24 protein-coding genes are annotated in these 26,843 nt (G+C 68.0%); 12 read left to right on the top strand and 12 right to left on the bottom strand.

Annotated elements, in window-relative coordinates; genetic code table 11:
- Positions 1-39 precede the first annotated feature (39 nt).
- A complete protein-coding gene (locus ACFFN1_RS13235; protein WP_376841289.1) occupies positions 40-528 on the bottom strand; it encodes a GNAT family N-acetyltransferase in 489 nt (162 codons plus the stop codon).
- A 237-nt stretch (positions 529-765) separates the two neighbouring features.
- Between ACFFN1_RS13235 and ACFFN1_RS13230 the strand changes: the two genes are divergently transcribed.
- The gene (locus ACFFN1_RS13230) at positions 766-1,584 is read left to right on the top strand and encodes an exodeoxyribonuclease III (RefSeq protein WP_376841288.1); all 819 of its coding nucleotides are present in this window, start codon (positions 766-768) and stop codon (positions 1,582-1,584) included.
- A gap of 33 nt (positions 1,585-1,617) precedes the next feature.
- Here ACFFN1_RS13230 and ACFFN1_RS13225 read toward each other — a convergent pair whose 3' ends face one another.
- Entirely contained in the window at positions 1,618-3,678 is a 2,061-nt protein-coding gene (locus ACFFN1_RS13225) for a sensor domain-containing protein (protein WP_376841287.1), read from the bottom strand.
- A complete protein-coding gene (locus ACFFN1_RS13220) occupies positions 3,675-4,613 on the bottom strand; it encodes a DMT family transporter (protein WP_376841285.1) in 939 nt (312 codons plus the stop codon). Before ACFFN1_RS13220 ends, ACFFN1_RS13225 begins: the two co-directional genes overlap by 4 nt.
- A gap of 158 nt (positions 4,614-4,771) precedes the next feature.
- Between ACFFN1_RS13220 and ACFFN1_RS13215 the strand changes: the two genes are divergently transcribed.
- The 3 genes from ACFFN1_RS13215 (at position 4,772) to ACFFN1_RS13205 (ending at position 8,889) form a co-directional block, all read left to right on the top strand.
- On the top strand, positions 4,772-5,497 hold the full coding sequence (locus ACFFN1_RS13215) for a response regulator (protein WP_376841283.1): 726 nt from the start codon (positions 4,772-4,774) through the stop codon (positions 5,495-5,497).
- Positions 5,498-5,606: 109 nt separating this feature from the next.
- Positions 5,607-7,079, top strand: coding sequence for an acyltransferase family protein (locus ACFFN1_RS13210; RefSeq protein WP_376841282.1), 1,473 nt, complete (start codon positions 5,607-5,609; stop codon positions 7,077-7,079).
- 190 nt (positions 7,080-7,269) lie between these two features.
- Complete coding sequence (locus ACFFN1_RS13205) at positions 7,270-8,889, top strand: ABC-F family ATP-binding cassette domain-containing protein (RefSeq protein ID WP_376841281.1); 1,620 nt, start codon at positions 7,270-7,272, stop codon at positions 8,887-8,889.
- Positions 8,890-9,002: 113 nt separating this feature from the next.
- On the opposite strand, the gene ACFFN1_RS13200 is transcribed toward ACFFN1_RS13205, so the two are convergent.
- Positions 9,003-9,209, bottom strand: coding sequence for a YbdD/YjiX family protein (locus ACFFN1_RS13200; protein ID WP_376841280.1), 207 nt, complete (start codon positions 9,207-9,209; stop codon positions 9,003-9,005).
- A gap of 2 nt (positions 9,210-9,211) precedes the next feature.
- The gene (locus ACFFN1_RS13195; RefSeq protein WP_376841279.1) at positions 9,212-11,536 is read right to left on the bottom strand and encodes a carbon starvation CstA family protein; all 2,325 of its coding nucleotides are present in this window, start codon (positions 11,534-11,536) and stop codon (positions 9,212-9,214) included.
- Between the two features lie 274 nt (positions 11,537-11,810).
- On the opposite strand from ACFFN1_RS13195, the gene trpS reads away from it, so the two are divergent.
- From trpS to ACFFN1_RS13180, 3 genes are read left to right on the top strand one after another with little or no spacing between them, the layout of a single operon-like run.
- Entirely contained in the window at positions 11,811-12,827 is a 1,017-nt protein-coding gene (trpS, locus tag ACFFN1_RS13190) for a tryptophan--tRNA ligase (protein WP_376841277.1), read from the top strand.
- The gene (locus ACFFN1_RS13185) at positions 12,799-13,476 is read left to right on the top strand and encodes a 2'-5' RNA ligase family protein (protein WP_376841275.1); all 678 of its coding nucleotides are present in this window, start codon (positions 12,799-12,801) and stop codon (positions 13,474-13,476) included. Before trpS ends, ACFFN1_RS13185 begins: the two co-directional genes overlap by 29 nt.
- Before the next feature lie 29 nt (positions 13,477-13,505).
- A complete protein-coding gene (locus ACFFN1_RS13180) occupies positions 13,506-14,555 on the top strand; it encodes an App1 family protein phosphatidate phosphatase (protein ID WP_376841272.1) in 1,050 nt (349 codons plus the stop codon).
- Here ACFFN1_RS13180 and ACFFN1_RS13175 read toward each other — a convergent pair.
- From ACFFN1_RS13175 to sdhC, 5 genes are all read right to left on the bottom strand, one after another.
- Entirely contained in the window at positions 14,547-15,800 is a 1,254-nt protein-coding gene (locus ACFFN1_RS13175; protein ID WP_376841271.1) for a D-alanyl-D-alanine carboxypeptidase family protein, read from the bottom strand. The genes ACFFN1_RS13180 and ACFFN1_RS13175 overlap by 9 nt on opposite strands.
- Before the next feature lie 146 nt (positions 15,801-15,946).
- On the bottom strand, positions 15,947-16,738 hold the full coding sequence (locus ACFFN1_RS13170; RefSeq protein WP_376841269.1) for a succinate dehydrogenase iron-sulfur subunit: 792 nt from the start codon (positions 16,736-16,738) through the stop codon (positions 15,947-15,949).
- Positions 16,738-18,498: a succinate dehydrogenase flavoprotein subunit gene (sdhA, locus tag ACFFN1_RS13165; RefSeq protein ID WP_376841267.1), complete on the bottom strand. Its 1,761-nt coding sequence runs from the start codon at positions 18,496-18,498 to the stop codon at positions 16,738-16,740. Before sdhA ends, ACFFN1_RS13170 begins: the two co-directional genes overlap by 1 nt.
- 34 nt (positions 18,499-18,532) lie before the next feature.
- Positions 18,533-18,979, bottom strand: coding sequence for a succinate dehydrogenase hydrophobic membrane anchor subunit (locus ACFFN1_RS13160; protein ID WP_376841266.1), 447 nt, complete (start codon positions 18,977-18,979; stop codon positions 18,533-18,535).
- 5 nt (positions 18,980-18,984) lie between these two features.
- Positions 18,985-19,362: a succinate dehydrogenase, cytochrome b556 subunit gene (sdhC, locus tag ACFFN1_RS13155; RefSeq protein WP_376841265.1), complete on the bottom strand. Its 378-nt coding sequence runs from the start codon at positions 19,360-19,362 to the stop codon at positions 18,985-18,987.
- A gap of 402 nt (positions 19,363-19,764) precedes the next feature.
- On the opposite strand from sdhC, the gene ACFFN1_RS13150 reads away from it, so the two are divergent.
- The 5 genes from ACFFN1_RS13150 (at position 19,765) to ACFFN1_RS13130 (ending at position 25,198) form a co-directional block, all read left to right on the top strand.
- Positions 19,765-20,880, top strand: coding sequence for a mannose-1-phosphate guanylyltransferase (locus ACFFN1_RS13150; protein WP_376841263.1), 1,116 nt, complete (start codon positions 19,765-19,767; stop codon positions 20,878-20,880).
- A gap of 73 nt (positions 20,881-20,953) precedes the next feature.
- The gene (locus ACFFN1_RS13145) at positions 20,954-22,129 is read left to right on the top strand and encodes an amidohydrolase (protein WP_376841261.1); all 1,176 of its coding nucleotides are present in this window, start codon (positions 20,954-20,956) and stop codon (positions 22,127-22,129) included.
- On the top strand, positions 22,120-23,364 hold the full coding sequence (locus ACFFN1_RS13140) for a BMP family ABC transporter substrate-binding protein (protein WP_376841260.1): 1,245 nt from the start codon (positions 22,120-22,122) through the stop codon (positions 23,362-23,364). Before ACFFN1_RS13145 ends, ACFFN1_RS13140 begins: the two co-directional genes overlap by 10 nt.
- Before the next feature lie 82 nt (positions 23,365-23,446).
- A complete protein-coding gene (locus tag ACFFN1_RS13135) occupies positions 23,447-24,565 on the top strand; it encodes an adenosine deaminase (protein ID WP_376841258.1) in 1,119 nt (372 codons plus the stop codon).
- Positions 24,566-24,601: 36 nt separating this feature from the next.
- Positions 24,602-25,198, top strand: a complete 597-nt coding sequence (locus tag ACFFN1_RS13130) for a hypothetical protein (RefSeq protein WP_376841257.1) — start codon at positions 24,602-24,604, stop codon at positions 25,196-25,198.
- Positions 25,199-25,233: 35 nt separating this feature from the next.
- On the opposite strand, the gene ACFFN1_RS13125 is transcribed toward ACFFN1_RS13130, so the two are convergent.
- Both ACFFN1_RS13125 and ACFFN1_RS13120 read right to left on the bottom strand, forming a co-directional pair.
- The gene (locus ACFFN1_RS13125) at positions 25,234-26,034 is read right to left on the bottom strand and encodes a hypothetical protein (RefSeq protein WP_376841255.1); all 801 of its coding nucleotides are present in this window, start codon (positions 26,032-26,034) and stop codon (positions 25,234-25,236) included.
- A 17-nt stretch (positions 26,035-26,051) separates the two neighbouring features.
- A complete protein-coding gene (locus tag ACFFN1_RS13120) occupies positions 26,052-26,834 on the bottom strand; it encodes a tyrosine-protein phosphatase (protein WP_376841254.1) in 783 nt (260 codons plus the stop codon).
- Positions 26,835-26,843: the final 9 nt, after the last annotated feature.

The raw sequence follows: 26,843 nt of genomic DNA, 5'->3' as shown, positions 1-26,843 counted from the left end.
CCGGTGCTCGGCTGTGCGGGCCGCAGCGTCCGGCTGACCTCAGTAGGAGGTCAGCGGCATGCGGAAGAACACGCGGGGCGCACCGGGTCCGGCGTAGTCATTCATGAGTTCGCTCTCGAAGCCCATCGAGGAGTGGAACGAGATCGCACCGGAGTTCTCCGGCATCGTCGTCGCCTGCACTTCCTGTGCGCCCTTGTTACGGGCGAGCTCGATGAAGGCATCGTAGAGCTTGCGGCCGATGCCCTGGTGACGGTAGTCGGACCGGGCGGCGACCAGATGGATATAGGCAGGTCCGTCGATCGGAATCGCTCCGAGCAGATAACCGACGATCTCGGCCTTGTGCTTGGCGACCAGTCCCGATGAGGCGAACTGTCGGAACCAGTAGGGATCGTGGCTGTCTGCCAGCTCGAGGTCTCCCCAGAACTGCTCCTGCGCATTCACGAGGAATTCGCGCAGATCGAGGGCGTCTACTTCGTCAAAGGGGCTGATGCTCAGGGCATCCGGATCGACGGGGCTCGTATCAGCCATGGCTCCTCCTTCAGCGGGTCATCTTGCTCTTACTCTACGCCCTGGTCAGCCGCATCGGGTAGCCGAGTGCACCCTTTGAGCAAGGTCACAGGTGCCTGCAGACCACGGCCGCCAACGGATTCCGCAGCCGGGACAGACGACGGAATCCGCAGGCGGGCAGACAGGGGATGCGCGCGGCGGAGCAGGGGATGCGCGCGCGGCGGAACGGCGTGAGATGCGCATGGCAGAATGGTGGGCATGCTCCGAATCGCCACAGTGAACGTCAATGGTGTCCGCGCTGCCTTCCGCAAGGGAATGCCCGACTGGCTGGCCGGCTCCGGCGCCGATATCGTCACCCTGCAGGAAGTCCGCGCCCAGAACGACATCGCCCTGGGCGTCCTCGAACCGACCGGCTACATCTCCTATTCCGCCGATGCCGAGGCGAAGGGCCGGGCAGGTGTGGCCGTCATGGGCCGCACGCCGGCCAAGGAGCTGCGGATCGGCAACGGGGATGACTACTTTGACCGCTCCGGCCGCTGGCTGGAGGCCGACTACGAGCTCGCCGACGGCTCGCTGCTGACCGTCGTGTCCGTCTATGCCCATTCCGGTGAGGCCGGCACCCCGAAGCAGGATGACAAGTACCGCTTCTTCGACCAGATGGTGCGCCGGCTGCCCGAACTGCAGCAGCACGCCGATCACGCGCTCGTCACCGGTGACCTCAACGTCGGGCACACCGAGCTCGACATCAAGAACTGGAAGGCCAACCAGAAGAAGGCGGGCTTTCTGCCGGAGGAACGGGCCTACTTCGACCGGTTCTTCGGTGAGCTCGGCTGGGTCGATGTGCACCGTAAGCTCTCCGGTGAGGTGCCCGGCCCCTACACCTGGTGGTCGATGCGCGGAAAGGCCTTCGACAACGACGCAGGCTGGCGGATTGATTACCACGCTGCGACCCCGGGCCTGGCCGAACTCGCTCGTGCGGCCCGCGTCGACCGGGCAGCCAGCTGGGGTGAGCGGTGGAGCGATCACGCCCCGCTCGTCATCGACTACGACCTGCCGGATCTCGCTCCAGCCGACTGAGCTGAAGCGGGCGCGGCCCTGAGCCCCTGCCGGTCAGCTGATCGGCAGCGACGCAGCGACCTTGAAGCCCCCAGCTGGCGCCGGCCCGGCGCTCACGGTGCCGCCCAGCGCCTGGACGCGATCGCGCATGCCCGTCAGCCCGAAACCGCCGCCGGCAGCCAGCGCCGGGGCAGCCTGCGGATCGGCTGCCGGTTTCGCTGCTGCTGGCCCATTGGTGACCGAGACGAGCAGCTGACTGTCGTGCCTGCACACGCTGACGGCGATGACAGCGCCGGGCGCGTGCCGCAGGGCGTTGGCCAGCCCTTCCTGCACGATCCGGAAGGCGGTCAGCCCAGTCGTGGGAGCCACGACCGGCAGCTGCTCATCGAACTCGAGTGCCACCTCGGCGCCGGAGTCCCGGGTGGCGGCGACGAGAGCGGGAATGTCGAGGATCCCCGGCTGCGGGGCGAGGTCGGCGTTCTGCCCGTCGCGCAGCACTGAGAGCAGTCCGCGCATCTCGGTCAGCGCCTGCCGGGCCGAGCCGGCGATCGATTCGAACTCCTCGCTGCTGGTCTTATCGAGCTGCGGATTGCGGTAGCGGGCGGTGGTCGCCTGCACGCTGATGACCGACATGCTGTGAGCGACGACATCGTGGAGCTCGCGGGCGATGCGGGTGCGCTCCTCCAGGTGCTGGCGCTTGGCCAGTTCGACCTCCGAGAGCCGCCGGACCGAGGCGAGCTCGCCGCGGTTGCGGATCCAGGTGCGGATGAGCAGTACGAGGATCGAGATGCCGGCGCTCAGCGACACCGCCACGATCGCGCTGGTCGACGCTCCGGCCGGGCCGCCGTCGCGCGGCAGCAGCAGGGCCACACCGCTGAGCACGGCGGTGAGCGTGAACAGCGCACCGAGATAGGGCCAGCGGTGCAGCAGACCGATGACGATGTGGACGATGAGGATCGCCAGCAGTGACGGTACCGTCCACGGCCACGGTATCCCGGTGGTGTGCGCGGTCGCTGTGATCACGCCGCCGGCGCCGAGCCCGGAGAGGACGATGGCGGCCAGCGGCCAGCGGACGGCCACCACGATCGAAGCGGACTGTGCGATGGCCACCAGCATCGCCACGACAGTCCACGTGCCGTAGATGACAGCGGTGACCGGCCAGGCGACGGCGAGCAGGACGACACCGGCGAAGATCGTCACGAGCCAGTACAGCGGGGCCGGACCGCCATTGGTTGGGGGTGCGAGCAGCGTCGGGAGGGGTGGCAGAACAGGTGAGACTCCTGGTGCGGGCGACGCAGCGGATCTCGTCATGGCACCCGGAGCAGCTGGTGTGCTGAGCGTCGGAGTCTGCGGTGGTTGTGCTGGCGGGCCGGGGTGCCCAGGGCCAGCCGGACCGTCAGGTCCTGTCGCCGGGGGAGCCTGCGGTGGTGAGGTCGGTGGCGCCGCTGTCCCTCCGGTGCTGCCGAGCCCCGCCTGGATCGCGGCGACCTCGATGACGGCCATGAGTCGCAGCACCGCTGGCAGGGTGAGCAGCAGCACGAGACCGATGACGAATTCGAAGGCAGCGTCGGCAGCGAAGCTGATCCGCCGGTCCCAATCCCCGGAAATGGCCGCGACGGTAAGACCCAGCAGCGTCTGGTTGTGGTCCGGCAGGGCCCGGCCCCACACGGCATAGGTCAGACCGCCGAGTGCTCCGGCGAACCACGACGAGGAAATACTGAAGGTCAGCACCCTGATCGGCAGGGCGAAGAGCGTCTCGAACAGGAGGTCGAGCCAGCGCCGGGAGTCTTTTGCCACTCCGATCCAGCCGCTTAGGCCTGGTGCAGGAGCTGGGCGGGACACCGCGGGAATGGCAGCGCCCCAGGCACGGGCGCGGGCGCGGGAGAGATCGGCGAACGCGGCGGCCAGCTGCAGAGCCGCGGGCAGGACGAGCAGACCGACCCACAGCGGCAGCAGGGCGACACCGGGCAGGAACACGGCGAGCAGTACGGGCATCGCGATGAGCGACAGGGGCAAACCGGAGACGTGCAGGACGGCATCGCGGCCCATCTGCTGCCGGATCCGGGTCCAGCGTGAAGGTGCGGTGGCAGGGGTGGCAGTCGGGGAGGTGGTCATCGGAGGGTCCCCTGTTCATGAAGCGACGCGGCAGGCTGCGCCGGAGGGGTGAGTGCGGTGGGCTGATCGCCGGCGGGTGCGGCATCAGGCGTGCCGGATGCCGCTGCCTCAAGCGTACGCGGGTGAACGCGGGCGAGCATCCACACACCTGCGATCCCGGCAGCGGCTGCGAGGCTGAGCCCGAGGCCGGCCGCGGCGCTGAGTCCGGCGTACTCGCCGAAGAGCACTGCGCCGATGGCAACCGCAACGATCGGGTCGATGACGGTCAGCCCGGCCAGCACGGTCTCGGCTGGGCCGCTGGCATAGGCGGTCTGCACGAGGGCGAAGCCGATGAGGGCTGCGAGTCCGAGTGCGGCGGCCAGCATCCACCAGCGCGGGCTGGCCAGCGTGAGCCCCGGCAGATCGGAGGTCAGGATCGAGGAGGCGAGGACGTGCGCGGCAGCGGCCACAGCGCCGAAGATGATCCCGGTGACCGCGACCCGCAGGAGGTGGCCGGCCCGGCTGATCGCCACCGAGGCGCCTGCGATGCTCACGACGATGAGGAGGTTGAGAAGCGCGGTGATCGCAGTGTCGTCGATGACGATCCGGCTGGCATGGGCGGCGGAGATAACGACGAACACAGCGATCGAGGCGAGGGTGAGCCCGATGGCGGTGAACACCCGCCGGTCGAGGCGCAGCCCGAAGCAGCGGATGCTGATGACCGCGGCGACGACGAGGGAGAGCGCCCCGATCGGCTGGACGATGGTGACCGGCCCGAGCCCGAGGGCGGCGACGTTGAGGGCGGTGGTCAGGCCCATGAGCACGAGTCCGGCGGTCCACGTCAGCGTGCGGGCCCGGCCGGGCGGCTGGGCGGCCACGGCATGCTGCTGCAGGTGCGTGGCGACTGCCAGGCAGACCGCGGCGATGAGGGCGAGGATGACAGCTGTGATGATCATGGCGCTGACGCTAGAGCCGCGCTCACCGGGTGCACATGCTACCGGAGGGTGAAAACCGGCGACTGGGCGTGCTACCGCAGGGTGAATCCGGGCCCGAGGCGGTCATTGCCCCGTGTGCGTGCCGGATCCCGGGTGCCGGCTGGGGTAGCCTGTGGATCATGTCAGGCATACCGCCTCAGGGCAGCCCAGCCACCGCCTCGGGACCGGGGAGCACACCAGACGGCGAGCGCATCCGCGTGGCGATCGTCGACGACCAGGCGATGGTCCGCCAGGGATTCGGCGCACTGCTTGACGCGCAGCCGGATCTCACAGTCGTCGGCAGCGCAGCCGACGGCGCCGAGGTCGTCGACCTCGTGCGGCGAACGCATCCTGATGTCATCCTCATGGACATCCGGATGCCGCAGGTCAATGGGCTCGATGCCGCGCGTGCGGTGTTCGCGATGCCCGGTGAGCACCCGCGGATCATCATGCTCACCACCTTCGATGCTGATGAGTATGTCTTCGCCGCGCTGCGGGCCGGGGCGAGCGGATTCATGCTCAAGGACGCTACCGCCGATGACCTCGTCACCGCCGTGCGGGTCGTCGCGGCAGGGGAGTCGCTGCTGGCGCCATCGGTGACCCGCAGGCTCATCGCCGAATACGTCAGCGCCCCGCAGGTCACCCGGGACACGGCGGTCCTCGGGCAGCTGACCGAACGCGAGATCGACGTCATGAGGCTTGTCGCCCAGGGCCGGACGAATGCTGAAGCGGCAGCCGAGCTGTTCCTGGCCGAGCAGACGGTCAAGACGCATGTCTCGCGGATTCTGGCGAAGCTCGGGCTGCGCGATCGCGCCCAGATCGTCGTCGCCGCCTACGAATCCGGGCTCGTCGTCCCCGGCAGCTGAGCACTCTCACCCTGACGTACCGATTCCCGGGCCGCTGATCGCGACCGGGGAGTGATGTGCGGGCCGGCGTCTGGCTCCTACCTTCGGAGCACTCGAAGAAGGAGCCCCCATGTCACTGGCACTCAGCCGCCCGCGCATCACCAGCACGCCGACGACGACCGGCACGTCGCCCGCCACCAGCTCACCACGCGCCAACTCCGGCGGTCGCCAGACCGCGGCCTCGCACCGCGATCCGGTCCTCGACGTCGTGCGCACCGGATGTCTGCTCACCGTCGTTGTCCTCCACGCCCTCATGTGCGGCATCGAACTCTCCGCCGCCGGTGGGCTGCAGATCAGCGTGGCCCTGACCGGTTCGACGGTCTTCGCCCTCACGACGTGGGTGGTGCAGGTGATGCCGCTGTTCTTCTTCATCGGCGGCTGCGCCTCCCTCATGCAGTACCGGCGTCTGCAGGCTGCAGGCGGCACCTGGTCGCAGTTCGTCGCAGCCCGCGTGCAGCGTCTGCTCACCCCGCTGCTCGTACTCGTCGTCGCACTCGGGATCGTCTTCGCGCTCGCCGGCCTCGCCGGGGTGCCGCCGGAGCTGCTGGCTGAGGCGAGCCTGCGGGCCGGTCAGCCGCTGTGGTTCCTCGCCGTCTACCTCGGGCTGACCTCACTCGTCCCACTCGCCGCCCGCCTGCACACAACCGCACCGCGCACGACGCTCGCGGTGCTCGTCACCGGCGTCATCACCGTCGACATGCTCACCCGGGTCACCGGCACGCCGGGACTCGGGTATCTCAACTTCGTCCTGGCCTGGCCACTGATCCAGCAGCTCGGCTTCGTCTACGCCGATATGCTCACCACCCGCCGGCAGCTGCCAGCCTGGCTCAGCTGGGCGGTCGCGACCGCAGCGCTTGCCCTGCTTGCCGGGTTGGTCGCCGCTGACGTGTACAGCCTCAACATGATCGTCAACCTCAACCCGCCCACGGCAGCGCTCGTGCTCCTCGGGCTTGTGCAGTTCGCGGTGCTCGCCCGTATCCATGCACCGCTGCGCGTGTTCCTCACTGCACCTCGCGGACGTCACTGGATGCAGCTGTCGAATCACGCCACCCGACTCGGGATGCACGTCTACCTGTGGCATATGCCGGTGGCCATCACCCTCATCGCTGTGCTCGCCGCCGTCATCGGCACCGGGCAGACAGGTGCTGGTTCGTGGGCGGCGGTCATGGTGCCGCAGCTGGAATCCACCGGGTGGTGGGCCACCCGGCTGCCATGGATCCTCATCCTGCTCACCACCTCATTCGCGCTCGCCGCCCTGCTCATCCGCGTCCGCTTACCGCTGCCCGGCCCGGCGCGCTGGCAGCAGCGGATGCCTGCCAGGCTGCGTGCGGTGCTCGCAGTCGTCACCGGAGTGGCCGGGGTCGTCATCGTGCTGCTCATCGGGTTCGCCCCAGTCGGCTGGCCAGCCGCTGCTGGGATTCTCATTGCGCTCTCGCTGCAGCTGGCGGGTACACTGGCAGAGTCCTCGCCGATGGTGAAAGCATCGGCGCACTCCGGCAGAGAGCACATCACCTCCGTGAAATCGACGATCACTCACCCCTGAGACGCGCAGCATTCCTGCGCTCGGCAGCCGAACCGTTTTCGGCTGCACGGCTGACGTGATCGATCCTGCCCGCCGGAGATCCCGCAATTCGCGGATTCCTGCGTTGCTGCAGACCTGTCTGCATCCATCACTGCGCTGAGCCTGTGCGCGTCTCGAATCGTCCTTTCGATTTCGACACGCGGAGGCATGCGTGGAACACTCACTCATCACCCTTGAATCACTCACCTACACCTGGCCCGACGGCACCGCCGCGCTGACTGGGCTCACCGGCTCGATCGCCCGCGGGCGCACCGGCCTCATCGGCGCCAACGGTGCCGGCAAGACCACCCTCGTGCGCCTGCTCACCGGCGAACTGACACCGACGGCCGGGCACGTGCACATCCACGGCAGCGTCGGCGTGCTGCCCCAGGACCTGGCCCTGAGCGACCAGACCATCGCCGAGGTGCTCGGCATCGACCAGGTGCTCGCCGCGCTCGAGGCGGTGGAGACCGGGGACGTCGACGTCGCCCACTTCGATGTCATCGGCCAGGATTGGGACATCGCCGCCCGCGCCTGCCAGGCTCTCGCGGCAGCCGGGATCCCACTGGGCGAAGACGACTTCGACCGGCCGATGCCCACACTCTCGGGCGGAGAGGCGATGAAGGTCGGGCTCGCAAGCCTGCACCTGCACCGACCGGAGCTGGCGATCCTTGATGAGCCGACGAACAACCTCGATGCCGCCGGCCGGGCGCACGTGCGCGGGCTCATCGACAACTGGCGGGGTTCGCTGCTCATCATCAGCCACGACCGGCAGCTGTTGGCAGGCGTCGATCGGATCGTCGAGCTCTACGGCACCGGCACCCGCAACGCGGCAGGCGAGCTGCAGGCCTCGACAATGCGGACCTGGGAGGGCAGCTTCGCAGACTACCGCCGGCAGCTGGCCGCCGAACAGGAAGCCGCGGAACAGGCGGCAGTGAATGCGCGCAGCGAGGTCGGCAAGCGGAAGCGCAAGCGGATCGAGGCGCAGATCAAACTCGACCGCCGGCAGCGCACCGCCAAGCAGGCGGTCAAGGACGCGAAGCTCCCGCCGATCGCCGCAGGCAACAGAGCCATGCAGGCACAGAAGTCAGCGTCGAAGCTCACAGGCACCCACGCCGACCGGGAAGCAGCGGCCCATCAGCAGCTCCAAGAAGCCCAGGCCCAGATCCGGCCACGTGTCGTCATCGACATCGAACTGCCCGACACGGCAATCCCTGCCGGGCGCACGGTTCTCGAACTCGACAGCGGTGAGGAGGTCTTCAGCATCCGCGGGCCTGAGCGGGTGGCGCTCGCCGGTCCGAACGGTGCCGGCAAGACGACCCTGCTCAACCGGATCCTGACAGCCGCGCGCACGGGGGAGGAGCCTGGTGTGCGCGTCATCGACGAGGTGGGGGTGCTGCCGCAGCGCATCCTCCTCGATCCGCAGCCCAGCGTGCTCGACACCGTCCGGCTGGCGGCCCCGCACGCGGAGCCGAACACGGTCCGGGCGCAGCTGGCCGGTCTGCAGCTGAAGAAGGACCGGCCCGATCAGCCGGTCGGCCAGCTATCCGGTGGGGAGCGGTTCAGGGTCGCGCTCGCACAGCTGCTGCTGGCCGATCCGGCCCCGCAGCTGCTGCTGCTCGATGAGCCGACGAACAATCTCGATCTGGAGAGCATCGAGGTGCTCGTCGATGCGCTGACCGCCTATCAGGGTGCGCTCATCGTCGTCAGCCACGATGCGGAGTTCCTCGCCGAGATCGGCTGCACCCGGACGTGGGAGATCACCGCCGGGGCACTGAGCGAGGCGCGCTGACGGCCACCCGGCCACCGCCTCGGGAGGTGAGCCCCGCCTCGGGAACGGGAAAACGCAGCGGCCGCCGGTCCACCTGAGGTGAACCGGCGGCCGCCGGGTGGGACGTCACTGCCTCAGCAGCAGCGTGCCTTCGGGTTCGTCTCCTGCTCGTCGATGAGATCGCGCCAGAACTCGCGTTCGCACATCGCACCCTCGCGGGTGCCGTGGTGGCGCTCGTAGTGCTCAAGGTAGTGGACGTAGGCGTTCTCGCCCATGACCTCCTTGAGGTACCAGTGCACGGCCTTGAACGGGCGGGCGACTGCGGCAGCAAACGAACTCATGGTCACTTCTCCTTCGGAGCGGCGTGCGAGCCGGATCCGGTGTCAGAGGCACCGTGCTCCTTCTCGGCCTTCTCCTTCGAGGATACTCCGACAGCACCAGCCGGGGCGAGACCGTGTTCGCGACGGTACTCCTCCCACTGGGCCTCGACCTCGCGCTCGGCCTTCGTGGCGATGAGGCCAGCGGGGGCGAAGAGCTTCGTCGGCACGAACGGTGCCTCCGTCGTCTCCATCGGGCCGGTGCGGATCGACTTGATGCTCACTGCGATCGCCATGACGACGACCATGAGCACGAGCGAGGCGAACACGATCGACAGGGTGCCCTGGATGAACGTGTTGCGCACAACCGCACGCATCGCATCGACGCCCTCGGTGGTGCCCAACGAGGTCTCGCCGGCGGCGAGTGCCTGCTTGTAGGCCGAGTGCTGCGCCCAGTAGCCGAGCTTCGGATCAGAGGAGAAGATCTTCTGCCACGAGGCGGTCATCGTCACGGCAAGGTCCCAGGCCAGCGGGATTCCGGGGATCCACGCATAGCGTGCCTTGCCGATCTTGCAGACCAAGGCGAACACCACCGCCAAGGCGATCGCCGCCAGCAGCTGGTTCGAGATGCCGAACAGCGGGAACAGCGTGTTGATGCCGCCGAGCGGGTCGGTGACGCCCATGAGCAGGATCGAGCCCCAGGCGCCGACCATGACGATCGTCGAGACCCAGGCGCCGATGTTCCAGGACGGGTCGCGGAACTTCGGCCAGAAGTTGCCCATCCAGTCCGAGAACATGAAGCGGGCGACACGGGTGCCGGCGTCGATGGTCGTGAGGATGAACAGCGCTTCGAACATGACTGCGAAGTGGTACCAGAAGCTCATCGCCGACTGCCCGCCGAAGCCGGGCACCTGGTGCAGGATGTGAGCCATGCCCATCGCCAGGGTCGGTGCGCCGCCGGTGCGCGAGACGATTGAACCCTCGCCGACGGCCTCACCGGCGGCAGCGAGATCGGCGGCGGTCGTCTGCGTCTCCATGAACGGATTGGAGTTGATGAACTCGGCAGCGCCCTCGGGGGTGCCGCCGGTCAGCGGCTCGGCTGCGTTCATGGCGAAGTAGATGCCCTTGTCGAGGCAGATCGCGGCGACCAGCGCCATGATCGCGACGAAGGACTCCATGAGCATGCCGCCGTAGCCGATGAGGCGGGCCTGCGACTCCTTCTCCAAAAGCTTCGGCGTCGTGCCCGAGGACACCAGCGCGTGGAAGCCGGAGAGCGCACCACAGGCGATGGTGATGAACAGGAACGGGAAGAGCGCACCGGCGAAGGCCGGGCCCTCGGAGTTCGAGGCAAACGGGGTGACGGCCGGCATCTGCACGGTCGGATTGACGATGATGATGCCGACGGCCAGCAGCACGATGGTGCCGATCTTCATGAAGGTCGACAGGTAGTCGCGCGGGGCCAGCAGTACCCACACCGGCAGCACCGCGGCGAAGAAGCCGTAGATCATGAGCGACCAGGCCAGCGTCGTCTTCGACAGGTGGAACATCTCAGCCAGCGCCGGGTTGGCGTTGACCCAGCCGCCGGCGACGATCGCCAGCACGAGCAGGGCGATGCCGATGACAGAGGTCTCGATGACCTTGCCGGGGCGGATGTAGCGCATGTAGATGCCCATGAACACGGCGATCGGGATCGTCATCGCGATCGAGAAGACACCCCACGGGCTTTCGGCCAGGGCGTTGATGATGACGACGCCGAGCACGGCGATGAGGATGATCATGATGAGCAGGATGCCGAGGCTAGCGATGAAGCCGCCGACGGAGCCGAGCTCGTCACGGGCCATCTGGCCGAGCGACCGGCCGTTGCGGCGGGTCGAGAAGTACAGCACCATGTAGTCCTGCACGGCGCCGGCGAGGATGACGCCGAAGATGATCCACAGCGTGCCGGGCAGGTAGCCCATCTGGGCGGCGAGGATCGGGCCGACGAGCGGGCCGGCACCGGAGATCGCAGCGAAGTGGTGGCCGAAGACCACGCGGCGGTCGGTGGGGGTGAAGTCGCGGCCGTTCTCGTTGATCTCCGCGGGGGTCGCCCGCTTGAGGTCGGGGCGGCAGACCTTCCATTCGATGAACTTCGCGTAGAACCGGAAGGCGATGAGATAGCTGCCGACGGCCGCAGCGACGAACCAGCTGGCCGACAGGTTCTCGCCGCGCACGAACGCGACCATGACCCAGCCGACAGCTGCGATCGCTGCGATCGCAACCCACAGGGCGATCTTGCCCGGGGTCCACCGGGGGCGTTCGATGACGCCTACCGGAGGCAGGCTCTCATCGGTTTTGACGTATTCGACCGACATCGGTTCTCCGTTTCTCCTCTGATTCAGGTGCCACTCCGGTCAGGCAGAGCGGCACGGGCGAAGTGTGTGAGTTCCCTGAGACTGGAATATATGGTGGAGCGAAATCTGTGATTTGTCTAACTCCCTGGAATTATCTGTGAAAACGACCGTCAAACTGTTATCTGAATTGCGCATATGTCCGCGCCGCGGATGGTTGAGGGCGGTTTCTGCCACGCGCCGCTCCTGAGGTGCCCGCCTCGTCGGATCGGGATGGTGAAGTGGCACAATGGAGGTCATGACTGCCACGCACGACCCGCAGGCTCGCCTGCGCACCCTCTCCGGAATCCAGGCCACCTCCGACTCCCTCCACCTGGGCAACTACATCGGTGCGCTGCAGCAGTTCGTCGAACTCCAAGACACCCACGAGGCGTTCTTCTTCGTCGCGAACATGCATGCGATCACCGTCGAGCAGGATCCCGCGCTGCTGCGCGAGCGCACCCTGCGCACCGCGGCCCAGTTCTTCGCCTCCGGTCTCGACCCGGAGAAGTCGACGATCTTCGTGCAGTCCCATGTGCCTGAGCACACCCAGCTGTCGTGGGTGCTTGAGTGCACGACCGGTCTGGGTGAGGCCCAGCGGATGACGCAGTTCAAGGACAAGTCGGCCAAACGGGAGAAGGTCTCGCTCGGCCTGCTGACCTATCCGGCGCTCATGGCCGCCGACATCCTCATGTACCACCCGCAGGTGGTGCCGGTCGGTGAGGACCAGCGCCAGCACCTGGAGCTCACCCGCAATCTCGCCGAGCGCTTCAACCACCGCTACGGCGAAGTCTTCACGGTGCCCGAACCGCTCATCGGCAAGGAGACGGCCAAGATCTACGACCTGCAGGACCCGACGGCGAAGATGTCGAAGTCGGCTGCTTCCCCGGCCGGTCTCATCAACATCCTCGATGAGCCCAAGGTGCTGGCGAAGAAGTTCAAGTCCGCCGTCACCGACAACGAGACGGTCATCGCCTACGATCCGGAGCGCAAGCCGGGCGTGTCGAACCTGCTGACGATCTACTCCTCGCTGTCGGGCCAGCCGATCAGCGAGATCGTCGCCGAATTCGAGGGCAGAATGTACGGCCACCTCAAGGTCGGTCTCGCCGAGCTCGCCGTCGAGAAGCTCTCACCGGTGCGCGAGCGCACCCTCGAACTCCTCAACGACCCGGCCGAGCTCGAACGCCTGCTGTCCATCGGAGCCGATGCCGCCGCGGCGATCGCCGAGCAGACCATCAAGGACGTGTATGACCGCATCGGATTCCTCCGCCGCTGATCCCCACGACCACCTGCTGATGGCGGCCGATCCCCCGCCGGGCGCAGCGCTGGGGTCCGGCTCGGCCTGGGGATACGGGCCGGTCTGGGGCACTCCGCCGGGGGTGCCGGAGCTGCCGGCCGATGACGGCACCGGGATGGTCTCGATCGGGGTGACCCTCGATATGCCCGAGCCCTACGGTTCCCATCTGCAGTCCCTGCGGGTGTCCTACGGCGACGAGCGCGGCACCTCGGTCCCGGCGCACATCACCCTCATCCCGCCGATGGAGATCCCCGCCTCGGCGTGGCCGCTCGTGCGCGAGCACATCCGCGGGGTGGCGAATGCGACCTCTCCGTTCACCCTGCAGCTGCGCGGCACCGGCACCTTCATGCCGACCTCGCCGGTCGTGTTCATCGCGGTGGCCCGCGGGATCTCCGAATGCCAGCGGCTCTCGGAGTCGCTGCGTCATGGAGTGCTGAATCAGCAGCTGGCCTTCCCCTATCATCCGCACGTGACGATCGCCCAGGAGCTCGACGAGGAGGTCTTGGAGCGTGCGTACCGGGACTCCGCGGACTACGAGGTGTCGTTCATGGCCCACGGCTTCGGGGTGTACTTCCACACCGCCGATGAGGAGTGGCAGCTCTACGACAATGTGCCCTTCGGGCCGTGAGTTGGCGCCCCGGGCAGTGAGTAGGAAGAATGGCAGACGTGAAGAAGAAGACCGCGCCCCGGAACCTGGCTCCCGAGATGCTCCATACGGCCGCCCGCATCGAGGACCGCTATCATGCGTGGGCTCGGGCGAAGGTGACCAAGCGCGGCTGGCACCGCACCGTCATCGCCTATGACTCCTACGGCAGCGAGAACTTCATCCGGGTGCTCGCCCGGATCGTGCTGACGAAGACCGGGCAGCCGGCAGCTGATACGCAGTCATCGATCCGCGGCTGGCGGTCCTTCGGCAATGTCCCGCTCTCCGATGACCACGCCTGGGTGCGGGTCAACGGCGCTGAGCATATGGTCACCGCTGACCGCGGGGGTGTTGTCGATGCGATCATCCCCGGCGACTTCGCAGCCGGCACCGTCGAGATCGAGCTCTGGACCGACGACTCGATGGTCGACACCGCCGCCGTGCGCATCATCGGCCAGGAGCAGAGCTTCGGCATCGTCTCCGATATCGACGACACCGTCATGGTGACCGCGCTGCCGTGCCCCTTCCTCGCAGCCTGGAACACCTTTGTCCTCGATGAGCACGCCCGTTCCCCGGTGGCCGGCATGGCCGTGCTCTATGACCGGCTGACCTATCTGCGGCCCAACTCGCCGATCCTCTACCTCTCCACCGGGCCGTGGAACGTCGCCCCGACCCTCAAGCGCTTCCTCACGCGCAATATGTACCCCGTCGGGCCGCTTCTGCTGACCGACTGGGGTCCGACGGCCACCCGGGTGTTCCGCTCCGGCCAGGACCACAAGCGCAGCACCCTGGAGCGCCTGGCCCGGGAGTTCCCGCACGTCAAATGGCTGCTCATCGGCGACGACGGACAGCATGACGAGGAGATCTACGGCGAGTTCGTCGAGAACCACCCGGACAATGTCGTCGCCGTGGCGATCCGCCAGCTGACCGTCGGCGAGGCGGTGTGGGCCGGCGGTCGTTCGAAGGGCTCCGGCCGCGGCCAGGGCGTGCCCTGGATCTACGCTCCCGACGGCGCCGGGCTGGCCTCGAAGCTCACCGAACGCGGCGTCTTCTCCTCACTCTGAGGCGGCCGCCTGACGCTGCCGCTCCCGGCGCCGCAGCATCACGAACGCCGCCGCGCCGGCGGCGAGCACGGCGAGGGCTGAGCCGATGAGCAGGGCCGGCAGGCTCATCGCCGTCCCAGCTGCCGCCTCGGCCCCGGTCGTCTCCTCACCGGAGGGATCCCCAGCCGACTGTGCGGCAGCGGTGTCCGTCGCTTCCGGGCTCGGCTCCTCGGTCGGCTCGGGTGTCAGCGCCACGGTCGTCTCCGCTTCAGGCTCCGACTGTGCGAAGGCCCAGTCGATGAGGTCGACGGCCGCCTCGCGGGTGCTGTTGTCCGAATGCAGGATCGCCGAGGCGTAGGTCCTGCCATCGCGTTCGACGACGGCGACGAAACTGCCTTTCGACTTGACCGTGTAGCCGTTCTTGAGCCCGAGGCCGCCGTCGACTCTGCCGACGATTCTCGTGTGATCCTGGATCGGATAGCCCGCGAACTTCTCCTTGGTCTCCGGATTCACCCCGCCGGGCATCGAGTACTCGGTCTTCTGCACGATCGACATGAGGTACTCGTTGTCGAGGAAGGCATGGGCGATCTTCAGCAGGTCGTGCACGGTCGTCACCTGGCCATCGGCGTCGAGGCCCGAGGTGTTCTTCGGCACGGTGCCGGTCAGCTGCAGCTCCTCGGCCTTGGCGGCCATGAGCTTGACGGCCTTCTCCTGCCCGCCGGCGGCGTTGCCGAGGGCGTGGGCGGCATCATTCGCACTCGACATCAGCATCGCGTGGAAGAGCTGGTCGATGGTGTACTCGTTCTTCTGCACGAGGCCGACCTTGGTGCCGTCGACGGTCATATCCTCGAACACCGCCTCATACTTCTCATCAGGGTCGTCGAGCACATCGACGAGAGCGAGGGCGGTGAGCAGCTTGATGACGGAGGCCGGGGCGAGCTGCCGGTCCACGTCGTGGGAGCTGAAGATCTCACCGGAGTCCAGATCGCCGACCACCCATGCGGAGGCCCGCGGCTCAGGTGCGGGTGCGCCGTCTTCGATGACGGGCCGCTCATACAGCGACTCCTCCGGGGAGGCCTCCGGCTGCGCGAGGATGTCGACCGCGGAAGCGGCTGGTGCGGGGGCCGGCTGCGCGGCGAGCAGGCCGCTGGGCGTGATCGCGGTGGCGCCGGCCAGGATGCCGGCAGCGATGCCGGCGCCGAGGCGTGCGACCAGTCGGCTGCGGCGGCGTGCTGGTCGGGTGGCGAATGGTGTCGAACGGCTCACAGGTGGCAAGTGTAGCCGCGCTCGGTGACATCGCGCGCGGGAAGCGCACAGCGCACCTGAGCCTGCCACGCAGCAGGCCCTGTGCGGCTTCCCGGGGGAGAAGCGGCACAGGGCCTGAGAGTGCGTGCGGGCAGATGCCCGGCGGATCAGAACGCGCGCTGCAGCAGCGCCTGCTTGACCTCGGCGATCGCCTTGGTCACCTCGATGCCGCGTGGGCAGGCTTCGGTGCAGTTGAAGGTGGTGCGGCAGCGCCACACGCCTTCCTTGTCGTTGAGGACCTCCAGGCGCATGTCGCCGCCCTCATCACGGGAGTCGAAGATGAAGCGGTGGGCGTTGACGATCGCGGCCGGACCGAAGTACTGGCCATCGGTCCAGAACACCGGGCACGAGGTGGTGCACGATGCGCAGAGGATGCACTTGGTGGTGTCGTCGAAGCGCTCACGATCCTCGATCGACTGCAGCCGCTCACGCGTCGGCTCGTGACCGGAGGTGATGAGGAAGGGCATGATCTCACGGTACGACTGGAAGAACGGCTCCATGTCGACGATGAGGTCCTTCTCCAGCGGCAGGCCCTTGATCGCCTCAACGGTGATCGGCTTGTCGGTGTTGAGGTCCTTGAGCAGGGTCTTGCAGGCCAGGCGGTTGCGGCCGTTGATCCGCATCGCATCCGAGCCGCACACGCCGTGGGCGCAGGAGCGGCGGAAGGTCAGCGAACCGTCGATCTCCCACTTGATCTTGTGCAGGGCGTCGAGCACACGGTCGGTGCCGTACATCGTGACCTTGTACTCCTCCCAGTGCGGCGCCTCGTCCTGCTCGGGATCGAAGCGGGCGATCTGGAAGGTGCAGTCGAATGACGGGATCTCGCCGCCGCCCCCGCCGAGGTGGTCGGGGAGATCGACCTTGGATGCAGGTTCTGCGGTGTTCTGAGTCTCGCTCATCAGTACTTACGCTCCATCGGCTGGTAACGGGTGACGACGACCGGCTTGGTCTCCAGGCGCATGCCCTTGATGCCCTCTGCCTCACCGTCCGGGTCGAGGTAGGTCATCGTGTGGTGCATGAAGTTCTCGTCATCACGGTCGGGGAAGTCCTCGCGGAAGTGGCCGCCGCGGGATTCCTTGCGGTGGATCGCGGCGACCGTGACGACCTCTGCGATCTCGAGCAGGAAGCCCAGCTCGATCGCCTCGAGCAGATCGAGGTTGAAGCGCTTGCCGCGGTCGTGGATGCCGACGTTGCGGTAGCGCTCACGCAGCCGCTCGATCTCCTCGAGGGCTTCGCGCAGCGTCTCATCGGTGCGGAACACCTGGACGTTGGCGTCCATGATCTCCTGCAGATCCTTGCGGATCTCACCGATGAGCTCGGTGCCGTTCGAGGTGCGCATCGACTCGACCATCTCGATGGTGCGGTCGGCGGCACCCTCCGGCAGCTCCGGCAGGTCTGCGATCTTCGCGTACTCTGCTGCGGCGATGCCGGCGCGCTTGCCGAAGACGTTGATGTCGAGCAGCGAGTTGGTGCCCAGGCGGTTCGAGCCGTGCACCGAGACGCATGCGGTCTCGCCGGCGGCGTAGAGGCCGGGGACGATATCGGTGTTGTTGGCCAGCACCTCGGACTTGACGTTGGTCGGGATGCCGCCCATCGCGTAGTGCGCGGTCGGGAACACCGGCACCGGCTCGGTGTAGGGCTCGACACCGAGGTAGGTGCGGGCGAACTCGGTGATGTCCGGCAGCTTCGCATCGATGTGCGCCGGCTCCAGGTGGGTGAGGTCGAGCAGCACATAGTCCTTGTTCGGACCGCAGCCGCGGCCTTCGCGCACCTCATTGGCCATCGACCGGGCGACGATGTCACGCGGAGCGAGGTCCTTGATGGTGGGTGCGTAGCGCTCCATGAAGCGCTCACCGTCGGAGTTGCGCAGCACCGCACCCTCACCGCGGGCAGCCTCCGACAGCAGGATGCCGAGGCCGGCCAGGCCGGTCGGGTGGAACTGGAAGAACTCCATGTCCTCCAGCGGGATGCCGTTGTTGTAGGCCACTGCGACGCCGTCGCCGGTGAGCGTGTGGGCGTTCGAGGTGGTCTTGAAGATCTTGCCGAAACCGCCCGAGGCGAAGACGACGGCCTTCGAGCGGAAGACGTGGATCTCGCCGGTGGCCAGCTCGTAGGCGACGACGCCGGCCGGGCGGCGCACACCGTCGACCTCGGTCATGACGAGGTCGAGGACGTAGAACTCGTTGTAGAACTCCACGCCGTGCTTGACGCAGTTCTGGTAGAGCGTCTGGAGGATCATGTGGCCGGTGCGGTCAGCGGCGTAGCAGGCGCGGCGGACCGGGGCCTTGCCGTGATCGCGGGTGTGGCCGCCGAAGCGGCGCTGGTCGATCTTGCCCTCCGGGGTGCGGTTGAAGGGCAGGCCCATCTTCTCCAGATCGAGGACGGCGTCGATGGCCTCCTTGGCCATCACCTCGGCAGCATCCTGGTCGACGAGGTAGTCGCCGCCCTTGATGGTGTCGAAGGTGTGCCACTCCCAGTTGTCCTCTTCGACGTTGGCGAGGGCGGCACACATGCCGCCCTGTGCCGCGCCGGTGTGGGAGCGGGTCGGGTAGATCTTCGTGAGCACGGCGGTGCGTGCCCGCTGACCGGCCTCGATGGCGGCGCGCATTCCGGCGCCGCCGGCGCCGACGATCACCACGTCGTAGTCATGTACCTGCATAGAAACTCAAATCTCCTTGGCCAGCGAGGACCGATTAGGCGTTACAGATGTCCGGGAGCAGGCTCGGATCGGCCCCCACCGGGCACGGGGTGAAGGTGAAGATCACGAGCGTGCCGAGGACGACGATGACGGCTGCGGCGACGTAGAGCGTCAGCAGCAGCGCCATGCGGGTGCCCGGCTTCTCGGCGTAGTCGCTGATGATGGTGCGCATGCCGTTGGTGCCGTGGAGCATCGCCAGCCACAGCATGAGCAGATCCCAGATCTGCCAGAACGGGCTGGCCCACTTGCCGGCGACGAAGCCGAAGTCGAGGCCCTGGACGCCTTCGCCCTGCCAGAGGTTGACGAACAGGTGGCCGAAGATGAGGACGACGAGCACGACGCCGGAGAGGCGCATGAACAGCCAGGCGAAGAGTTCGAAGCGCGAACGCGTGGACTTGTGGCGGTCGTAGCCGGTGCGCGGAGCAGGAATGGTCGATGTCATTGTCCTCAGCCTCCGAACGTGTGGATCAGGTGACGGGGCAGGAACCCGGCCATGACGATGACCCAGCCGATGATGACGGCCCAGAACAGCTTCTTCTGGTTCTTCGGTCCGCCGGCCCAGAAATCGACAGCGGCGATGCGCAGGCCGTTGAAGGCGTGGAACACGATGCCGGCGACCAGGCCGATCTCGCCGATCGCCATGATGGGGGTCTTGTACGTCGCGATGACGGCGTCGTACGCCTGAGGCGAGACACGGACGAGAGCTGTGTCGAGCACGTGTACAAGCAGGAAGAAGAAGATGCCGACGCCGGTGACGCGGTGCGCGACCCAGGACCACATTCCTTCATTTCCGCGGTACAGAGTGCCCGTTGACGCATTGGCCACGGGGCATCCTCCAAGTGAAATGCGAACAGATGTGTACCCCTCGAAATTACGCCGATCCGAGCGGAATCGCCAATCTGCGCGAGGCGATAGTTGCAGATTCGATGTGAATTCCCTCAACTTCGCTGAGAATCCGTCGACGGCGTGTTCAGGAAACGGACGCAGAGTCTCACGCGAACAATTAGGGCACAGTACTGTGCTGTATTGATTCCGTGCATTCATGCCGTTCTGCGCCCCTCTGCGTGCTCGCTCCACTGCCGCGGCAGCCGGCGGCGACAGGCCGCATGCGAAGGCGACCGGCTCAGCAGGCGAGACGGTATCGTGGCCACAGGCCCCGCCTCGGCGGCGGCGCGCCCCTCGACCACGCACCCACCGCCATGTGAGAACTCCGGAGGACCCGTCCCGATGAACCCGCACTTCCACGCAGTGATCCCGGCCGGCGGCTCAGGCACGCGGCTGTGGCCGGTCTCCCGTGTGGCGGCACCGAAGTTCCTCCACGATGTGCTCGGCACCGGCCGCACCCTGCTGCAGTCGACCTGGGACCGGGTGCTCCCGCTCGTCGGCACCAGCCGCACATGGGTCGTCACCGGCACCGCCCACGCCGAGGCGGTGGCCGCCCAACTGCCGCAGCTGCAGACCGACCGGATCATCACCGAGCCCGCCCCGAAGGACTCCGCCGCTGCGATCGGGCTGGCGGCGATGCTCATCCACGATGCCGATCCGCAGGCGATCATCGGCTCCTTCTCCGCCGACCATTCGATCACCAATGTCGCCGAGTTCCACGCGGTCATCGAGCAGGCCGTGGCCGCAGCCGAGCAGACCGGCGACATCGTCACCATCGGCATCACTCCCACCTATCCGTCGACCGCCTACGGCTACATCCGCACCGGCCGCCACCTCGGCATCGCCGGCGCCCCCACCGCCCGGCGTGCGACCGCATTCGTGGAGAAGCCGGCGGCCTCGCGCGCCCGCACCTATGTGTACTCCGGCTCCTACCGCTGGAACGCCGGCATGTTCATCGCCACCACCGAGGCACTGCTCGGCGTGCTGGCCGAACAGGCCCCCGATCTCTATGCCGCCCTGCGCCGGGTCGCCGATGCCTGGCATGACGAGGCGGCGCGTGCGCAGGCCCTCGCCGAGGTGTGGCCGGGCCTGGAGAAGCGGGCGATCGACTACGTCGTGGCTGAGCCGGCGGCCGAAGCCGGCTGCGTCATCGTCGTCCCCGGCGACTTCGGCTGGGACGATGTGGGCGACTTCGACTCCGTGGCCAAGCTGCGCCAGCCGGTGCCCGGCGAATCCTCCCCGGTCTTCGCACTCGGCGACGACTGCGAGATCGTCGACGTCGCCGCCTCGGGCGTGGTCTTCAGCACCACGGACCGGCTCGTCGCCCTCGTCGGGCTCGACGATGTCGTCGTCGTCGACACGGACGACGTGCTGCTCGTGACCTCCCGCTCACACGCCCAGGACGTCAAGGCCGCCGTCGCGCAGGTGCAGGAGCGCGGCCGCGACGATCTGCTCTGAGCCGGCGGGGTCTGTGACGATTTTCGACGCCCGGCCGAGCCCGCCGCAGCGGCGCTGACTAGACTGTGACGCTGTGATCCAAAGCCACCTTGCGCCCTTCTACGATGAGCTGCTCGACTTCCGGCGCGATATCCACGCCCACCCCGAGCTGTCGTATGAGGAGTTCCGCACGACAGAGAGAATCCTCGGCTTCCTGCGCAACGCCGATCTCAACCCGCAGGCCCTCGACGGCACCGGGGTCGTCTGCGAGGTCGGCGACGGTCCGCTCGTCGCAGCCCTGCGCGCCGACATCGACGCCCTCCCGCTCGACGATCTCACCGGCACCGCCTTCGCCTCGACCGTGCCGGGGGTGGCCCATGCCTGCGGCCACGACATCCACCTCTCCGCGCTCGCCGGCGCCGGCCGCGTGCTCAGCAGCATCCACAATGAGCTGCGCGGCGGCCTGGGCGGGCGCATCCGGATGATCTTCCAGCCCGCCGAGGAGGTCTCGCCCGGCGGTGCGCTCAAGGTCATCGGTCAGGGCGTGCTCGCAGACATCCCCCGTGTCTTCGCCATCCACTGCGATCCGAACGTCGACGTCGGCAGGGTCGGCTCCCGCATCGGGCCCATCACCGCAGCTGGCGACACCGTCATCATCCGGCTCACCGGCCACGGCGGGCACACCTCGCGCCCGCACCTGACCGAGGACCTCGTCTACGCCCTCGGCAAGCTCACGACCGATCTGCCGGCCACGCTGTCGCGGCTCATCGACCCCCGTCACGCGATCTCGCTCGTCTGGGGTGAGGTGCGCGCCGGGCATGCGCCCAATGTCGTGCCCTCGGACGGCTTCCTGCAGGGCACTCTGCGCTGTCTTGACGTCGACGGTTGGAACCAGGTCGCCGAGGTGCTGCCCGACCTCGTCGAACGGGTCACCGGACCCTACGGCGTCAGCGTCGACCTCGAACACCGCCGCGGCGTTCCGCCGGTCGTCAACACCGAAGAGGAGGTCACGCTGCTGGAGGCCGCCGTGCGCGATGAGCTCGGCTCCGGCAGCGTGCAGCTGACTCCGCAGTCGATGGGCGGGGAGGACTTCGCCTGGTATCTGACGAACTGCCCGGGCGCGCTCGTGCGCGTGGGCACCCGCACCCCGGGCGGGATTACGTACGATATCCATCAAGGCGACTACCTCGTCGATGAACGTGCACTGGAGATGGGCGTCCGCGTCTATGCCGCGATGGCGCTTCGAGCCCTGGGAGTTCCGTGGTCCTGAGATCTGCCGCTGCGCTGACTGCGGCGCTGGCTGTGCCCGGTCTCGTCATGCTGAGCGGGTGCGGCGCCGAGGAGCCAGCTGCGCCGCTGCTCACGAGCGGCTGCATGGTCTCCTCACCGGCCGGCTTCGCTGACCGCTCGATCGGCCAGATGAGCTTCGGGGAGGTCTCCAACGCCCAGCGTTCCGAGTTCCTCGGCTCGACCTCCACCCAGCGCGTCGACACCCTCGACGACACCCGCCGCGCCCTCGAGTCCTATGCCGACCGCGGCTGCACCCTCACGGCCCTCCTCGGGCCCGGCGGGGCTGGCATCCTCGCCGAGGTCGCACAGGATCACCCCGAACAGGCGTGGATGGCAGTGGGCACCGGCGGCACCGGCGCCGACGGCCAGGGCTTCCCCGACAATGTCATCACCATCGACTTCGATCTCCTCGAACCGGCCTTCATCGCCGGCTACATCGCCGCGGCGAGCTCCAAGACCGGTGTCGTGGCCGCCTATTCCTCCTATGGGTTCGAGAACAACCGCGGCCTGCTCACCGCCTTCGACGCCGGCGTCGAGCTCTACAACGAGGACAGCGGCGCCGGTGAGGGCAGCAGCTCCGGCGAGGGTGCCGGCGCTGAGGACGGCAGCGAGGACGCTGCGCCGGTGCGCAGCCACCGGGGCGGCCAGATCGAGGCGCGGACGGTCTCCGACACGGCCGCCTCCGGCCTGGCGATCACCCGCGAGGCGATCGAAGCGGACGCCGATGTCATCGTGCCCTTCGCCTCGGGCGCGGCCAGCGGCTCCCTCGCCTGGTTCCAGGAGCACTACTTCCCGCCCGAACCGGCAGACGCCGCCGCGGAGGGCGAAGCGGCCCCAAGCGATGAGCCGACCGAGGTGCCCGCGGACGAGCCCAAGCGCACCCTCGTGTGGTACGGCGCCGACGGCTCGGAGACCCTCGGCCGGGTGGGCCGCTATGTCATCGCCTCGATCGTGCCGAACATCGCCGCCGGCTTCCAGACGACGATCGAAGGGTGGCCGCGGACCGGCTTCGCCGGCGAGATCGAACCGCCCGGTGAGGACCCGGAGGAGATCGGCGAGCTGCTCGTGCGTTCCCGGTCCTACCGCGGCACGGTCGAGAACGGCGGCATCAGCATGGTCGCCTCCGATGTGCCGCTGTCCGGTGTCGCCGGCGTCGGCCGCGAGATCAGTGAGGTGCAGGAGCGGATCCGCTCCGGCGACGTCGACCTGCCCTGAGCCGGCCTTCCCGCTGCTGGGGCGCCGTGCCGCTCCCGAGGTGGGATGCCGGCGGCCGGGCCGGTGCCGTAAGCTGAGGGGCGTGGATTCCAAACTCTTCGAGACTCCTTTCGGAGTCGACCCAGCTGACCCGATCCTCGACCTGCCGAAGGTGTCGCTGCACGACCACCTCGACGGCGGACTGCGCCCGCAGACGATCATCGACCTCGCTGCCGAGGTCGGCCACGAGCTGCCGGCCGCCGATGCCGAGGCGCTGCGCACCTGGTTCTCCGAATCGGCGAGCTCCGGTGATCTGCCGCGCTATCTGGAGACCTTCGACCACACGATCGCGGTGATGCAGACGGCTGAGGGCCTCACCCGGGTGGCTCGCGAATGGGCGCTCGACCAGGTGGCCGACGGCGTCTTCTACGCCGAGGCGCGGTGGGCTCCCGAACAGCATCTGCAGCAGGGCCTGAGCATGGACGATGCCGTCGAAGCCGTGCAGCGCGGCCTCGATGAGGCCGATGCGCTCGCCGCCGAGAACGGCCGCTTCATCCGCACCGGCCAGATCATCACGGCGATGCGGCACGCCGACAACAGCCTCGCCGTGGCCGAACTGGCGCTGCGGCACCGCGACCGCGGAGTCGTCGGCTTCGACATCGCCGGTGCTGAGGACGGCTTCCCGCCGACCAACCACCTGGCCGCCTTCGAGCTGCTGCACCGTGAGTGCTTCCCCGTCACCATCCACGCCGGTGAGGCCGCCGGTGTCGACAGCATCCACGCGGCCGTGCAGATCTGCCATGCGCAGCGCATCGGCCACGGCGTGCGGCTCATCGAGGACATGCACTTCACCGGTGCGGCTGCTGCCGGTGACGGCCAGCTCGGCCGGCTCGCAGCCTGGATCCTCGACAATCAGATTCCGCTGGAGCTGTGCCCGTCATCGAATCTGCAGACCGGGGCCGCGACCTCGATCGAGGCGCACCCGATCACCCGGTTCAAGGAGCTCGGCTTCGCGATCACGGTGAATCCCGACAACCGCCTCATGTCCGCGACCTCGATGACCCGCGAGATGCGGCTGCTCGTCGACCGCGCCGGCTGGCAGCAGTCCGACCTCGAATGGGCGACTGTCAACGCCCTCGGCGCCGCCTTCCTGCCCCACGACGCGCGCAACCGGTTCCTCGATGATCTTGTGATCCCCGGCTTCGAGCGTCTGGACCTGTGAACCCATGACAGGACTGACGACAGGGTCTGTGAGCCGATGAGCGGCAAGCGACGCAAGCGCGGCTCCGGCGGCGACGACTCACTCCACTTCCACCCCGGCGACGCCGACCCGACTCGCGACGACGGCAGCCGATGCGACCTCAACGGCGGGGACGACGCAGTCGGCACTGAGGCTGGCGCGGGCGGAATCGGCCTGCTGGACCCCGGCACGCCGCTGGCGGTGCGCCCGTGGACGCTGTGGCTGGCCATTGCGATGGTGGCACTCGAAGCCATCGTGCTCATCGTCTCGGCGATCTTCTTCGTCCGCACAGGTGCAGGTGTCGAGCCGCAGCTGCGCAGCTCACTGTATGGGCTGGCGGTCATGTTCGTCATCATGTCCACCGGGCTCATGCTCGTGGCCCGCAGCCTGCACCGGATGCGCCGCTGGGCCCGCCCGGCGACCGTAGCCTGGCAGCTGCTGCAGGCGCTGTTCGGCCTCTCGATGTGGGGTGCCGGCGCACTCCTGCAGGTGGGCGCGATCGTTCCGGCTGTGCTGTGCCTTGCCGGCCTCTTCAGCCCCGCCACGATCCGCGCCTACGAGCGCGCACTCGGGGCTGCCTCCAGCGAACAGCACCTCGACACGTCGACGGATTGATCAGACGCTGGTGTGAGGAGCCGGCGACTTGCGCATCAGCCGCCGAGTTCGCCGCCGCCGGAGTCATCGCCTGACTCCTCACCGGCACCGCCGTCGCCAGCATCGCCTTCGCCGCCGTCCGGGGCGCCATCGCGGTAGGGGCCACACACCTCGGCGAGGAAGTCGCCGGCGAACTCCTCATCGGAACCACGCAGGGACAGGGCGGTCTGCTGGATGCCCCACCACACCTCGGGAGCGGCACCCCACTGCAGACGCATGTCCTCGCGCAGCTCCGGATCATCCGCCAGATCCGAAGCCGCGAGCTCGATGCGGTCCTGCGCGTCATCAGCGGTGCAGCGGGCCTCGGCATCCGGGCCCTGCGGGTTGAGCTCGGTGATCTCCTCACCATCGACGGTGCTGAGGGTGAACGCCGCATCACCGAGCTGCTCGACCTCGAAGGTGCCGGTGACCTGGTAGAAGCCGGACTCATGGGCGGTGACCTGTTCGGCGTCGACATTGACGGTGACGCTGTCGGACATATCGGGAGTCAGGGAGATCTCACCGGAATCGCCGACCTCGGCGAAGGTGCGCAGGAAGACGTTGAGATAGGCCTCATCGCCGTCGGCGGCCGCCTTCTCCAGGCCCTGCCACAGCGGGTCGTTCTCCTTCGCCCCGCCCGGTGTGGTGTCGACGATGACGACCGGGGGAGCGGAGTCGGGAGTCTCGATCGGCTGCACCTCCTCCGGCGAGAGCGAAGGGCGCTGTTCGGGGCGCTCGGAATCGCTCACGGCACAGCCGCTGAGCAGCAGACCTGAGGCGAAGACGGCAGCGGGGAAGAGGAGAAGACGTCGACTCATGCTTCGAGTTTAGAGAATCACGGCCGCAGAGTGGCCAAGGCTGCCGCGTGTGCCGACGAGATTCTCAGCTCCTCCAGCGCTGCGGCAGCCGGATGCGCGGAGAGGAAATCCAGCAGCGCGGCATGCCGCTCACCGGCCCAGGCGGCGAACTCCCTGGGCCGCATGAAGTACTCGACCGGGTGGCCGGAGGTCTTGTGGTGCTCATTCACCACCGCGAGGGAGCGTACGTACTCAGTGCCGATGACCTTGGGGTCGACCCCGGCCAGCTGCAGCATCCACGCCGAGACGAGGCCGGTGCGGTCGCGCCCGGCCGAGCAGTGGATGTACACCGGCCCAGCCTCGATCGCCTCCGCCAGCCTGACCAGCGCATCGTGCAGCAGTCCCGGGAAGTGCTCCAGCAGCAGCCCGTACTGCTTGGGATGGTTGAGGAACGGATGGTCGATCGCCACGACGTAGGCGGCGTTGTCGAAGTCCTCAACCGGACAGGCGAGGATCTCGAAGTCCTGCCAGGCCGCCTCAGGAACGGCCGGATCGGAATCCCGGCGGCCCACCTCGGCAGCGGTGCGCAGATCGATGATCGAGCGCACGCCCAGACCGGCGAGCTGCTCGACCCCGCGGGCAGTCATGAGCTCGCGGCGCCCGCCGGCGAACACACGCCCGAGGCGGGTGTGACCCCCAGCTGCGGGCAGGCCGCCGAGGTCGCGTGGGCCGAGCGCACCCTCGACGGTGGGGAAGCGGTCGCCGGGCCGGCGGCGATGGTCGGATCGGCGGCGGTCGGATCGGCGGCGGTGGGCAGTCACGAAGCGTCT

This window comes from Brevibacterium otitidis, from assembly GCF_042429315.1.
GTDB lineage: Bacteria > Actinomycetota > Actinomycetes > Actinomycetales > Brevibacteriaceae > Brevibacterium > Brevibacterium otitidis.
Note: the sequence above shows the minus strand (reverse complement) of the source record. Positions and strands in the feature narration are given on the sequence as shown.

Bases quoted from the DNA above. Each gene is read 5' to 3' on its own strand.
- ACFFN1_RS13235 (WP_376841289.1), bottom strand. From the start codon at position 528: ATGGCTGATACGAGCCCCGTCGATCCGGATGCCCTGAGCATCAGCCCC.
- ACFFN1_RS13230 (WP_376841288.1), top strand. From the start codon at position 766: ATGCTCCGAATCGCCACAGTGAACGTCAATGGTGTCCGCGCTGCCTTC.
- ACFFN1_RS13225 (WP_376841287.1), bottom strand. From the start codon at position 3,678: ATGACCACCTCCCCGACTGCCACCCCTGCCACCGCACCTTCACGCTGG.
- ACFFN1_RS13220 (WP_376841285.1), bottom strand. From the start codon at position 4,613: ATGATCATCACAGCTGTCATCCTCGCCCTCATCGCCGCGGTCTGCCTG.
- ACFFN1_RS13215 (WP_376841283.1), top strand. From the start codon at position 4,772: ATGTCAGGCATACCGCCTCAGGGCAGCCCAGCCACCGCCTCGGGACCG.
- ACFFN1_RS13210 (WP_376841282.1), top strand. From the start codon at position 5,607: ATGTCACTGGCACTCAGCCGCCCGCGCATCACCAGCACGCCGACGACG.
- ACFFN1_RS13200 (WP_376841280.1), bottom strand. From the start codon at position 9,209: ATGAGTTCGTTTGCTGCCGCAGTCGCCCGCCCGTTCAAGGCCGTGCAC.
- ACFFN1_RS13195 (WP_376841279.1), bottom strand. From the start codon at position 11,536: ATGTCGGTCGAATACGTCAAAACCGATGAGAGCCTGCCTCCGGTAGGC.
- trpS (WP_376841277.1), top strand. From the start codon at position 11,811: ATGACTGCCACGCACGACCCGCAGGCTCGCCTGCGCACCCTCTCCGGA.
- ACFFN1_RS13185 (WP_376841275.1), top strand. From the start codon at position 12,799: ATGACCGCATCGGATTCCTCCGCCGCTGATCCCCACGACCACCTGCTG.
- ACFFN1_RS13180 (WP_376841272.1), top strand. From the start codon at position 13,506: ATGGCAGACGTGAAGAAGAAGACCGCGCCCCGGAACCTGGCTCCCGAG.
- ACFFN1_RS13170 (WP_376841269.1), bottom strand. From the start codon at position 16,738: ATGAGCGAGACTCAGAACACCGCAGAACCTGCATCCAAGGTCGATCTC.
- sdhA (WP_376841267.1), bottom strand. From the start codon at position 18,498: ATGCAGGTACATGACTACGACGTGGTGATCGTCGGCGCCGGCGGCGCC.
- ACFFN1_RS13160 (WP_376841266.1), bottom strand. From the start codon at position 18,979: ATGACATCGACCATTCCTGCTCCGCGCACCGGCTACGACCGCCACAAG.
- ACFFN1_RS13150 (WP_376841263.1), top strand. From the start codon at position 19,765: ATGAACCCGCACTTCCACGCAGTGATCCCGGCCGGCGGCTCAGGCACG.
- ACFFN1_RS13130 (WP_376841257.1), top strand. From the start codon at position 24,602: ATGAGCGGCAAGCGACGCAAGCGCGGCTCCGGCGGCGACGACTCACTC.
- ACFFN1_RS13125 (WP_376841255.1), bottom strand. From the start codon at position 26,034: ATGAGTCGACGTCTTCTCCTCTTCCCCGCTGCCGTCTTCGCCTCAGGT.